Source organism: Neobacillus massiliamazoniensis (genome assembly GCF_001048695.1).
GTDB lineage: Bacteria > Bacillota > Bacilli > Bacillales > Cytobacillaceae > Neobacillus > Neobacillus massiliamazoniensis.
On sequence record NZ_CVRB01000004.1, the window covers coordinates 830972 to 843387 of the forward strand.

A 12416-nucleotide genomic window follows, 5' to 3' on the forward strand; every position below is an offset into this window, starting at 1 on the left:
GAAGGGGTCAGACCCTTTCGAGATATCCTCTATTTCGTTTCCCCTGTCCAATTAAGCATGCCGCCAATCATATTGCGGGCTTTATAGCCTTGTTCTTGAAGGTAATAGCATACATTCGCACTTCGACCACCAGAACGGCAGATAAAAATGTATTCTTTATTCTTGTCGAAATAATCTAGGTTTGCCGGAATGTCCCCCATCCGGATGTGTTTAGCCGCCGGAATCATCCCTGCTGCTACTTCTTCGTCTTCCCTAACATCTACAAGTTCAAGTTCTTCCCCAGCTTCTAGCTTTTTTTGTAATTCTTCTGGTGTAATGATTTGAATTTCTTCCATTTTATCCATCCCCTTCGGATAAACATCCTCCAGAGCTACTCCAGAGGATGTTTTAGTTTTTAATTAGCAACGATATTGACAAGTTTTCCCGGAACAGTGATTACCTTGCGAATGGTTTTGCCTTCGATTTGTTCTTTCACTTTTTCATCGTCCATCGCAATTTGTTCTAACGTTTCTTTGCTTGCATCGGTTGGTACCATTAGCTTCGCTTTTACTTTACCGTTTACTTGAATAACAATTTCAACCTCATTATCCACAAGCTTAGCTTCATCAAATGTAGGCCATGCTTCATAGGAAATCGTACCATGATAGCCCAATTTTCCCCAAAGCTCCTCTGCAATATGTGGACATATAGGTGAAAGCAGTTTGACGAAGCCTTCCATGAAGTGTTTAGGAAGAACGGTTGCTTTATAGGCTTCATTAATAAATACCATCATTTGCGAAATAGCCGTATTAAATCTTAAGCCTTCATTATCCTCAGTCACTTTTTTCACTGTTTGATGATAAACCTTTTCCATATTGGAAGCTTCTTCATTCGATTGAATTTTTGGATTTACCTCTCCATTTTCCTCTACATATAAGCGCCAAATACGGTCTAGGAAGCGACGGGAGCCATCAAGGCCATTAGTCGACCAAGCAATTGAGGCATCCAGAGGTCCCATAAACATTTCATATAAGCGAAGAGTATCGGCACCATGGCTGTCTACGATATCGTCAGGATTGACCACATTACCTTTTGATTTACTCATTTTTTCATTGTTTTCTCCTAAAATCATTCCTTGATTAAAGAGCTTTTGGAATGGCTCCTTTGTTGGTACTACTCCAAGATCATATAAGAATTTATGCCAGAAGCGTGCATAAAGTAAGTGAAGAACAGCATGCTCTGCACCGCCAATATATATATCGACTGGGAGCCAATAGTTCAATTTTTCTTGAGAAGCTAAAGCTTCGCTATTAGTTGGATCAATATAGCGTAAATAATACCAGCAGCTGCCTGCCCATTGCGGCATGGTATTTGTTTCACGGCGCCCTTTTTTGCCTGTTACCGGGTCAACAACATTCACCCAGTCCTCGATTACGGCAAGTGGAGATTCGCCCGTTCCCGATGGTCTGATTTCAGTTGTTTTAGGTAATGTTAATGGAAGCTCTTCTTCCGGAACAGCTGTCATCGTCCCATCTTCCCAATGGATAACTGGAATCGGTTCACCCCAGTAACGCTGGCGACTAAATAACCAATCACGTAAACGATAGCTAACTTTTTTGGTTCCGATGCCTTTTTCTTCAAGCCAAACAATCATTTGTTGAATGGCTTCAGTTTTGTTTAAGCCGTTTAGGAAGCCAGAATTGATGTGTTCACCGTCGCCAGTGTAAGGTTCTTTTTCAACATCACCGCCTGCTACAACTTCTTTAATTGGCAGATCAAATTTTTTCGCAAATTCATAGTCTCGTTCATCATGAGCAGGTACTGCCATAATTGAGCCAGTTCCGTAGCTTACTAAAACATAATCCGCAATCCAGATTGGCATTTTTTCGCCATTAGCAGGATTAATGGCATAGGCACCTGTGAATACGCCAGTCTTATCTTTTGCAAGGTCTGTACGCTCAAGGTCGCTTTTGCTTTTTACTTTTTCTAAATAAGCTTCCACTGCATCACGCTGTTCAGGGGTAGTAATAATATCAACAAGTTCATGTTCAGGAGCAATTACAGCGTAAGTCGCACCGAATAAAGTATCAGGTCTGGTTGTGAAAACCGTAAAAGTCTCGTCATGTCCAGCGATGTTAAAGGTTACCTCCGCACCTTCAGAGCGACCGATCCAATTGCGCTGCATTTCTTTCAAGCTTTCCGGCCAATCAAGCTCTTCAAGATCTTCAAGTAAGCGGTCAGCATAGGCAGTAATTTTTAAGATCCATTGCTTCATTGGGCGGCGTTCAACAGGATGGCCGCCACGTTCACTTTTCCCATCAATAACCTCTTCATTTGCCAAAACAGTTCCAAGTGCCGGGCACCAATTCACTGCTACCTCATCCACATAAGCAAGTCCTTTTTCAAATAGCTTTAGGAAAATCCATTGTGTCCATTTATAGTATTCAGGGTTAGTTGTGTTTACTTCCCGGTCCCAATCATAAGAGAACCCGAGAGATTTTATTTGGTTACGGAACGTATTAATATTTTTGGCTGTAAATTCTGCCGGATCGTTACCGGTATCTAAGGCATATTGCTCTGCCGGCAGGCCGAATGCGTCCCATCCCATTGGGTGAAGCACATTATATCCCTGCATCCGTTTGAAACGGGATAAAATATCCGTTGCTGTATAGCCTTCTGGGTGCCCAACATGGAGGCCAGCACCAGATGGATACGGGAACATATCTAAAGCGTAGAATTTTTTCTTTCCAGCTTCTTCGCTTGTTTTAAATGTTTTTTCTGCTTCCCATTTTTTTTGCCACTTCTTTTCGATTTGTTGATGATCGAAACTCATAGTCAGTTCCTCCTAAATAGAAAAGCGGAAGCGCCTTGCTCAGCCCTGACAAGCATAAGACAAGCACTGGAGGAAAGTGCGCTTTTTGCTTTCCTTCAGTGATTGGCTGTAGACCATAGAGGGGCTAGGCGCTGGAGCTAGACAGCTTTCGCAGTTCAGTGAATTTTTTAAAATAAAAAACCTCTCATCCCAAAAAAGGGACGAGAGGATTGTATGTATCTTCCCGCGGTACCACCCACATTAGTGTTGTAAACACTCGCTTAATTCATCCATAACGCGGAAAACGGTAAGCATTACTGTACAATTCGTGCTTACAACTCATAGGCGAGTTCATGCTGTACCCGGTTGACTTCCACCAGCCGTCAACTCTCTTAATGCGGGTCATTATCACTACTACTCCTACTCAATGTTTTTCAAATATAAAAAGTATAAAGTTATTGTATTAAATTTTCTAACAAGTTGCAACCACAACTGCCTAATTTCAGCATAACCAGACAAACATCGATGTAAACGTGAAAGGTAAAAAAGATGAAACAACCCCAACTGTCCACTTGGGGTGGACAAATCGTTACATTTGTCCACGAATGGAGTCAGGCACCTTAGTGAGGTGACGGTCGTATAGGAGTGTAGTTATGATTGAGATAAGAAATAATGCAATTAATATCATGAATAGGGTTGACATGCTGTAGAAGTCGACGAGTATGCCTCCGAGCAATGGCCCGATCATTCTGCCACCTGTGGCGGTGCTGTTGACGATTCCCTGATAGATGCCTTCTCGGCCTTTTGGTGCCATGTTGAATGCAACTGTTGGCACGGCTGGCCAGACAAACATTTCGCCAATTGTTAGAATAATCATTCCAACCATGAATCCGGCAAAGGCATGGGCGAATCCGGCAACCAAAAACGAAATTATAAAAATGCCGATTCCAATTAGAATTTGAACCTTTAGTGAGGTATTAATCCAGGTCAACACTTTATTTAAAACTGGCTGTCCCAGGACAATTAACGCACCATTCACAGTCCATAATAAACTATATTGTGTTAATGAAATATGGATTTCCTGTGTATAGGAAGCAATGGTGGTAGTCCATTGAACATAGGCTACCCAGCATAATAGATAGCCGGAGCATAGGATTAATAAAGCCTTCAAATTTTTTCTATTCTTATTAGAGGTTTGCTCCTTAGTAGTTACGGATTTTGTTTGTACCTCTGTAGAAATCCCTTTATAACCAAAAATGGCTATAAGCAAAAAGATGATATACGCAATGGTATTCGCAATGAAGATGAGTTGAAAGGAATAATCCGCTACTACTCCGCTAAGTGCAGTCCCGATTGCAACTCCAAGATTTTGGGCAACATAGATGGCGTTAAATGCCTTTCGCCCACCCTCCTTCCATACGGTTCCCGCCATAGCGTACATAGAAGGGAAAACAATCCCTGAGCCAAATCCAACGATTGTTAAAAAGACCACATACTCCGGCCAGTCATGCCAAATGGAGAGACCAACAAGGGCAAGCAGGGTAATAAAGATTCCTAGAAGAATAGATTTGTAGCCACCTATTTTATCAAATAAATAGCCGCCAAAAAGATTTCCGATGACACTCGCTCCAGAGTTTAACATTAAAACAATCCCGGCAACAGATAATGATTTTCCTAAATGATCATGGATATAAATTGTATTTAAAGGCCATAAAAAAGAATTACCAGTAACATTTACTGCCATCCCAATAATTAATAGCCATAAGGCACGAGGCATGCAAAAAACGCTCCTTTGAATTAAACTATTTCGAGTCCCTTGGTAATTTTAGACCATTTCTTGGAAGTGCGCAATGGTATTTATGTACCAGTTATATAGCAAAATAATTTACAACCATGGATATTCATCAATTTTCGCAGACAATAAGAAAACACTGTTTCCATAAAGAAAGCAGTGTTTTCCAAAATTCTTTTATGACCAATCTTTCCTTAAAATATTCCTTCATTGAAAAATTAATATTGAAATTTGACCTATTTTTTTGCTGGCGGCACGGTTGGTGTCTGTGCAGGGAAATAGTCGTTAACCGCATGATCTTTTTTCTTTTCATTTACTTTTTCATCGGCAACGGCTTTTTTCACTTGGTCAATTTGTTGATTTAGCTCTTCCAAATTTACGCCTTTTTTAACAAGTTCTTCAGTAGCAAGGCGAATGGCATTGTTAGACTGTTCCATTGACATCCTTAAAGAATCCATTGACCCTTGCGGATTATGGAAACCAGCTGAGTTTTCCGCAGCAACGATATCCCAGTACCATTGTCCTTGTCGTATAAACTCTTGTGCCTGTTTAATTTTATCCTGGCTGACACCGGAAGTAATCATCTTGTTGACATAGTAGTGAGATGAAACCGAAATATTCTCAGCATCCAGCAATGCTTTTACATTGGCATCTTGGATTTCAGTGACTGTATTCTTTAATTTGTCTAAATTACGGTCGGAATGACATTGACCGCAAGATGTTTGCATGGTTTTAAGTGGTGATGTCCACCAATGTGAGGTAATTTTCTTTTTACCATCCACACGTTCATATGGCATATGGCAATCGGCACAAGAAACATTTGCTTTGCCGTGCGGGCCTGACTGATTGGTTTCAAAATCCGGATGCTGTGCTTTTAACAACGGAGTTCCGGAGATATTGCTAATCCAGTCTTTTTCAAAACCGTTTTGCTTCGCAATCGTGTCATAGTATTCATACATTTGCTCTGGTTTGAAGCCTTTGTCCCAAGGGAAAGTCACCTTACTATTTTTTGCTGCAAAATAATATTCAACATGGCACTGCCCGCAAACATAGCTGCGCATTTCATTTTTTGTCGGATTAGAGACATCGACTCCCTTTGCTTTTAATGCTTCAAAAAAGCTAGGTCGTGTAACTCGTAAATCCATTGTTTTCGGGTCATGGCAATCGGAGCATCCAATTGGGGAATGTCCCATCGCAACACCCTTTGGCCATATATCTTTGTTAAAATTAGCACTATAGTAACCGTCGCCCATTTCTTTAATCATTTGTGGCACGGCTGTTGATTTACATGTATAACAGGAGCCAACTGATTTATCCGTAATCCGCTTAATACTGCGAATATCCTCTAATGCATAAATATGGCCGCGGTCTTCATTATATTCAGTTGCAAATCCATATCCGTTAAAGAGAATCGGCAATAGAGGCTCTTTATCAGGGTCAAACTTGCTGCGCTTGATCGAACCTCCGTATTTTGTGTCCTCCATTTTTAAGTTTTTTTGATAACTATCATATTGAAGTGGAAATAGATTTTTAAACGCTTCATTGCTGATTTCATTTTCAGAGAGGCCTGTCGTCTTCTTTCCTGCTGCTGATGCCGTCTTATCACTTGTATTACTGCATCCAGTGATGATAAGAACAAATGCCAGCAAAAGAAAGTATGCCCCGTATCGGAACCTTCCCATTCCTAATACCCTCCTTTATTATCTAATAACTCTCCTGATTTAGGCGGTTTATTAAAATGTTCATCCTTAAATCCTTTCCCATGCGGTACACTTTGGTGACATGAAACACAGTTGTCCTTTGCGTTATGTGATACGTTGGTTAGCGTACTCTTGTGGCAGGAAATACAATTTTCGTTCACGGTTTCTTTCGTACGGTTGGTCGCATGGATCACATTCGGTATCTTATCTGTTCCGAGGGAATTGTAATAAACATGCGTCATCCCAGCCCTTCCTTTGAAAAACAACTTTTGCGCTATATTATTGTGCGGTAAATGGCAATCATTACAGGACAATCCCGAATGAGTCGAGTCCATGAATGACGTGTACTCTGATTTCATCGTATGGCAATTTCGACAAAAGCCAGGTGAATCAGTGTATGCCATTGTTTTTACGGTTGCCAGGGATAGAAACACTCCGCCTAGTAGAGCAATTACTAATAAAATCTTCTTGTTTATTCCACGCAGTTTTTTAACCATTTCTTCACCTCCCATTTAAATAACTTCTTCTCTCTTTTTTATGTATTAAAGTACATTTGTACTTTAATCCCTTCATCAAAAGCCAACAGGCAGAAGCTCTATGAAGTATTTGCTAGACGTAGTTGGAATGTGAACATTTTCACATTTTTATTTTTAAAAAAGTACTAGAAATTCCTATTCTTTATTTGGAAATACTACTTTATTTACAGAAATATCTGGAATTGTTACCTTATTTTAACCAGATCAAAAAACCCCATTCCGTGATGTACATCACACTTTAATACAGGAGTTATTACCAAATTGTTAACATCTTTTCTAATATTTTTAAGTTGGTTTTTTTGGAAAATTGATATAATGGGAATTTACCCACTCATAAAAAAAATCCCTCAACAAAATGTTGAGAGATTTTTTTCAAAAGATAAGAAAGTATAAAATTCGACTTCGAGAATTGTCTAGCTCCTGCGCCTAGGGGCTCGGGGTCATAAGCCAATCCGTCCTGAAGGTTAAAAACCAACCTTCACGCCGGCTCGTCTTATGCCTGTCGCCCCTGAACAAGGCGCTTCCGCTTTTCTTTTTGTCTAGCTCCTGCGCCTAGGGGCTCGGGGTCATAAGCCAATCCGTCCTGAAGGTTAATAACCAACCTTCACGCCGGCTCGTCTTATGCCTGTCGCCCCTGATCAAGGCGCCTCTGCTTTTCTTTTTAAGACTGCTCCGGTTCTGGGTGAAATTTCGATTTCACCGGCTGGCCACCTGTTTTTTCGTATTTCTTTTTCGATTGCTTCACAAGATTGACATCTTGACCAAATTCGATGTCCTGATTATTCAAACCGTTTCGTGTCTTTTGCTCGGGATTTTGTTGTTTTGATCTTTTTTTCAATTTGCTCTCCTCCTCTTAACGATCCTGTATGATCAAGTTGTTTTGTAGCTCCTGAAGCTGGAGCCTCATCCGGTGAAGCTGATCACGCTGCTGGGAGTTAGCAAATTGTGCCATTTTGGCAATGTCCTGATAAGTTTCTTCAAGCTCGAACAAAGCTTTTGTGTAATCATCGTTATTGTAATGCTCTTGAAGGCTGCTTTGTTTATACTGTTCCTGGGCATAACGAATAGCATCCTCACATTGCTGCATAAGATTTTCCATTGATTCACGAGTTGCCATCGATGGGGACCCCCTTTTTGTTCTAAGAAAGATAATATTGACATGTTAAGCTCAGATGCCATCGGCTTGAGGTCACATGCCGATACGCGGGCGCCTTCTGCTTTTCTTTTTCCAAAAGGAACCTGAAGCACACTGCTTCATTTCTTATTGTGTTCACCATTTTTCTTCCTATTACACAGCTGGTTGGATAGTTTCTGCCAATTTGTACAATTGGCTATGATAGCCGCTTCATGTTAGAATTTATTTTATGCACTAAATTTATTGTTAAAAAAAGGAGGTTTTCTGAATGCTTCAGACAAACCCTTTTCCATATGCTACGGATGATAAACGATATCATACATGGAATTACCACCTGCGTCAGCAGTTTGGTCATAAAGTTTTCAAGATTGCTTTAGATGGAGGCTTTGATTGTCCAAACCGCGACGGCACAGTCGCCCATGGTGGCTGCACCTTTTGTAGTGCTGCCGGATCCGGGGATTATGCAGGCAACCGTGCGGACGAACTTGAAAAACAGTTTCTTGATATAAAAGAGAAAATGCACACCAAATGGAAGGATGGCAAATATATGGCATACTTCCAAGCCTTTACGAATACCCATGCCCCGGTTGACGTTTTAAGGGAAAAATACGAGAAAGTTCTTCAGCAGGAAGGGGTAGTCGGTCTTTCCATTGCTACACGTCCAGATTGCCTTCCTGACGATGTGGTTGAATATTTAGCTGAGTTAAATGAAAGAACGTATTTGTGGGTAGAGCTCGGCTTACAAACCGTTCATGAAAGAACAGCACTTCTTATTAACCGTGCCCATGATTTTCAATGCTATAAAGACGGGGTTGAAAAACTAAGAAAGCATAACATTCGAATCTGCTCCCATATTATTAATGGGCTCCCGCTTGAAAATTATGACATGATGATGGAAACAGCTCGTGAAGTGGCAAAATTAGATGTCCAAGGGATAAAAATCCATCTCCTTCATCTCTTAAAAGGGACACCAATGGTGAAGCAATATGAAAAAGGCATGCTGGAATTTCTGTCACAAGAGGACTATGTAAACTTAGTATGCGACCAATTGGAAATCATACCACCGGAAATGATTGTCCATCGAATCACGGGTGATGGACCGATTGATTTGATGGTTGGGCCGATGTGGAGCGTGAATAAATGGGAAGTTTTAAACGCAATTGATCGTGAGTTAAAAAGTCGAGACAGCTGGCAAGGTAAATTATATCAAGAAGGGATATAATATCATGAAACTAGACCGAATTCTTCCCTTTGCAAAAAGCTTGCTCGAAAAAGCGATATCAAATGGAGATATGGTAGTGGATGCCACGCTCGGAAATGGTCATGATACCATCTTCTTAGCTGAGCTTGTTGGGGAAAATGGCAGAGTTTATGGCTTTGATGTTCAGGAGGAAGCCATTTTGTCAAGCCGGGAACGATTAATGGAAAACGGTTTGTTAGAACGAGTTACTCTAATTCACAGTGGCCACGAAAACATATATAACCAAATTCCTTCTATTCATCATGGAAAAATAACAGGAGCCATTTTCAATTTAGGCTATTTGCCTGGCAGCAACAAAACCATCGTCACTAAGCCTGAAACCACAATTGCCGCTATAACCCAATTACTTGAGATAATGGCACCTGAGGGAATCATCGTCGTGGTCATTTACCACGGACACCCAGACGGTACGCTGGAACGGGATTCTGTTGTCCATTACTGCCAACAACTCGACCAAAAATCAGCACATGTGCTGCAGTACCAATTTATAAACCAACAGAACCATCCTCCATTTATTGTTGCCATTGAAAAACGATAAAACCAGGCGCGCGGCCTGGTTTTTTCTTTTGACATTATGATTTTAAAATCAGCCTTGTCACAGACGAAAGTACCCATTTTTGAAAGGAGCGATAGGCTAGTCCATTAAAATAAAAAAAGTAACTGATTAAGCCGCCTGTTTTAATAATTCCCTTTGCAAGCTTGCGGACTTTCTTTTGTTTGCGAACCTTTTCATCCGATAAGTAAATTCCAAGCAAACCACGATTAATCAGCTGATGAAATTTTTTATGCGGGAGAAATTCCGTATGGCGGTCAGCTTCACGAACAAAATAACTTAAACGGTTAAACAGTTTTTCTTGATTTTCATAGTAGAAACAAAAATTCAAATCTCCACCAGCAAGGTCTTCTTCTTGATCAATGAAATAATCTAACAGAATATGCAGACCCTGAATATAGGGGAAATAGCCGTTGCGAATGTTTTGGGCATCTTCCGCTTGGAAATCTTCCCTCATCGCATAGGATATTAAACAAAAAATTCCTAATGTTGAACCCGAGCAGGCGGAAAATTCATACCATTCCATTTCAGGCAACTGATTTTTATATTCATCAAACCACTTTTCCAAGCGAGGTACCCGTTCCTCTTTGGCAACATGTTTGTGAATTTGCAAGTTAGAGTAATACTCACACAGTTCTAACAAATAATCTTTGATTACATCATAATGCTTTAGTTCTTGCAAAACCGAACGGCATGTTTCTGCCAAATCATTCAAATAATTTCCATCATCTTGGTCCTCTCGAAAACGGTAGTAATTTTGATTTGTCCCATGTAATCTTAAAGAATCTGCCATCGATTCATGGAGAGCGGCAAAATCCTCCGGATCTAAGGAGGTACTGCGATCACAAAGATTGTCTAAATAGTCGCTAATTGTTTGATAGGCAACAATAAATTTTACGGCCTGTCGATATTGATCCATGGCCATTAAGGCTAAAATGGATCCTCCTTCACAGTGAAACGTTTTATGCTCAATACTTGCAAGAGCTTGATTTCTTAATTCCGGATTAGGAATTTTTTCAGCCCGGCTTTTCCAATATGCCAGTTCTTGATGAACAACAGGTATTATTTTACTATACACCTTCATCATAAGGCTGATTGGCGTCATGGAAAAAGACATTGGGTCCACTCCTTCTATACGATATAACCAATAGCTTTCAATTGGCTATTCACAAAATCCTTTGCGTATTCAAATACTTCTTCGCGTTCCGGTTCATTGAAAATCTCATGATAGCATTTTGGCCATTCCTTGAATCTTTTTTCTGATAATGGTGCCTTATTAAACCATTCTTTCACCGTCAGCTTATTCACAATCTTGTCATCGCCACCTTGCATGACAAGCATCGGTACATCTTGAATTCTACCGAGTAGAAGGAATGCTTGTTTGATGGCCCATACTAATTCACGATACCATCTTATCGACACTTTTGTCACATAAAGAGTATCATTCAAATCTGCGTCACGTACATCTTGGTTTCTTGTTGCCATTTCAACTGTTAAACCTGATTTCATTCTTAAAGAAGGAAATACTCTATTTAATATATAGGAAATGATTTCTAAAAATTTTGATGGATTGTGAACCAAGCCGAGACAAGGGGAGGAGAGAATCAACCCTGCTATATTCAGTCTTTCCTCCTGCAGAAGCCGGATGGAAATTAATCCTCCCATACTATGCCCAAGAAGAAAAACAGGTAAATTATATTGATAGGCCGCTTGGACCCAATCTTTTACTTCAAATATGTATTCGTCGAAGGATTCAATATGTCCGCGGCGGGACCTTGATGTCATACCTTGTCCAGGGAGATCAGCCATGATGACGTGAAAACCCGATGTGCGCCACATCTCAATCAGCCAGCCATAACGGCGGTGGTGTTCCATCGCACCGTGAACCATTACTATGACAGCTTTAGCATCCCCTTCAGCTTCCCACTTCCACATTTTTCGTTTCCCCCTACATCACTTTTTTTCATTTTAACATAAATCGAACAAAAGACGCGCTCCAATGGTACGGCCTATTTATTTTATGATACAATTTCAAGAAAAATTAAAATATATTTCTTTTCATTTGCTTGGATGTTTGGCTAAAATATTATCATGACAACAAATAAGGAGCTAAAAAAATGATTTATCCCTTTAAAGATTACTATCCTAAAATCGCCGATTCCGCTTTTATTGCTGACTATACCACCATTACCGGCGATGTTCAAATTGGCGAGGAATCAAGTGTCTGGTTTAACACCGTCATCCGCGGTGACGTCGCCCCAACAATCATTGGCAACAAAGTAAATATACAGGACAATTCCGTATTACATCAAAGCCCAAATAACCCGCTTATAATAGAAGATGAAGTTACGGTTGGCCATCAGGTTATCCTGCATAGCTGCATTATTAGAAAGAGAGCACTAATTGGGATGGGTTCCATTATCCTCGATCAAGCCGAAATCGGAGAAGGTGCTTTTATTGGGGCAGGAAGCCTTGTTTCACAAGGAAAAAAGATTCCCCCTAATACTTTAGCATTCGGCAGACCGGCAAAAGTTATTAGAGAATTAACACCTGAAGATATTAAGGAAATGGATAGAATCTATACCGAATATGCAGAAAAAGCACAATATTATAAGTCCCTGCAGTCAAAATAAAGTGATTAAGTCTAT

General features: G+C 40.4%; 12 protein-coding genes and 1 other annotated feature. Of the genes, 3 read left to right on the plus strand and 9 right to left on the minus strand.

All coding sequences use genetic code 11. The features are described 5' to 3' along the window. Nucleotides 1-29 precede the first annotated feature (29 nt). The 7 genes from BN1082_RS21905 to BN1082_RS21935 form a co-directional block, all read right to left on the minus strand. Nucleotides 30-335 carry a rhodanese-like domain-containing protein gene (locus BN1082_RS21905; RefSeq protein ID WP_090638254.1) on the minus strand — a complete coding sequence of 102 codons (306 nt, stop codon included), beginning with the start codon at nucleotides 333-335 and terminating at the stop codon, nucleotides 30-32. A 59-nt stretch (nucleotides 336-394) separates the two neighbouring features. Beyond that, a complete protein-coding gene (leuS, locus tag BN1082_RS21910; RefSeq protein ID WP_090638256.1) occupies nucleotides 395-2812 on the minus strand; it encodes a leucine--tRNA ligase in 2418 nt (805 codons plus the stop codon). Between the two features lie 193 nt (nucleotides 2813-3005). After that, nucleotides 3006-3228: a binding site (T-box leader), on the minus strand. A gap of 152 nt (nucleotides 3229-3380) precedes the next feature. Continuing rightward, nucleotides 3381-4568 carry an MDR family MFS transporter gene (locus BN1082_RS21915; RefSeq protein WP_090638259.1) on the minus strand — a complete coding sequence of 396 codons (1188 nt, stop codon included), beginning with the start codon at nucleotides 4566-4568 and terminating at the stop codon, nucleotides 3381-3383. 251 nt (nucleotides 4569-4819) lie between these two features. Continuing rightward, nucleotides 4820-6265, minus strand: coding sequence for an ammonia-forming cytochrome c nitrite reductase subunit c552 (locus BN1082_RS21920; protein WP_090638260.1), 1446 nt, complete (start codon nucleotides 6263-6265; stop codon nucleotides 4820-4822). Nucleotides 6266-6267: 2 nt separating this feature from the next. After that, nucleotides 6268-6780: a NapC/NirT family cytochrome c gene (locus BN1082_RS21925; RefSeq protein ID WP_090638263.1), complete on the minus strand. Its 513-nt coding sequence runs from the start codon at nucleotides 6778-6780 to the stop codon at nucleotides 6268-6270. A 700-nt stretch (nucleotides 6781-7480) separates the two neighbouring features. Beyond that, nucleotides 7481-7657, minus strand: a complete 177-nt coding sequence (locus tag BN1082_RS21930; RefSeq protein ID WP_090638265.1) for a glycogen biosynthesis protein GlgD — start codon at nucleotides 7655-7657, stop codon at nucleotides 7481-7483. Between the two features lie 15 nt (nucleotides 7658-7672). Then, on the minus strand, nucleotides 7673-7936 hold the full coding sequence (locus tag BN1082_RS21935; RefSeq protein WP_090638268.1) for a YtzC family protein: 264 nt from the start codon (nucleotides 7934-7936) through the stop codon (nucleotides 7673-7675). Nucleotides 7937-8222: 286 nt separating this feature from the next. Between BN1082_RS21935 and mnmL the strand changes: the two genes are divergently transcribed. Continuing rightward, nucleotides 8223-9176, plus strand: a complete 954-nt coding sequence (gene mnmL, locus BN1082_RS21940) for a tRNA modification radical SAM protein MnmL/YtqA (RefSeq protein ID WP_090638270.1) — start codon at nucleotides 8223-8225, stop codon at nucleotides 9174-9176. A gap of 4 nt (nucleotides 9177-9180) precedes the next feature. Further along, complete coding sequence (mnmM, locus tag BN1082_RS21945; protein WP_090638273.1) at nucleotides 9181-9753, plus strand: tRNA 5-(aminomethyl)-2-thiouridylate-methyltransferase MnmM; 573 nt, start codon at nucleotides 9181-9183, stop codon at nucleotides 9751-9753. A 34-nt stretch (nucleotides 9754-9787) separates the two neighbouring features. Here mnmM and BN1082_RS21950 read toward each other — a convergent pair whose 3' ends face one another. Then, on the minus strand, nucleotides 9788-10885 hold the full coding sequence (locus BN1082_RS21950; RefSeq protein WP_245640501.1) for a tetraprenyl-beta-curcumene synthase family protein: 1098 nt from the start codon (nucleotides 10883-10885) through the stop codon (nucleotides 9788-9790). Between the two features lie 14 nt (nucleotides 10886-10899). Then, complete coding sequence (locus BN1082_RS21955) at nucleotides 10900-11703, minus strand: alpha/beta hydrolase (protein ID WP_090638275.1); 804 nt, start codon at nucleotides 11701-11703, stop codon at nucleotides 10900-10902. A 182-nt stretch (nucleotides 11704-11885) separates the two neighbouring features. On the opposite strand from BN1082_RS21955, the gene BN1082_RS21960 reads away from it, so the two are divergent. Further along, nucleotides 11886-12401, plus strand: a complete 516-nt coding sequence (locus BN1082_RS21960) for a gamma carbonic anhydrase (RefSeq protein WP_090638278.1) — start codon at nucleotides 11886-11888, stop codon at nucleotides 12399-12401. Nucleotides 12402-12416 lie beyond the last annotated feature (15 nt).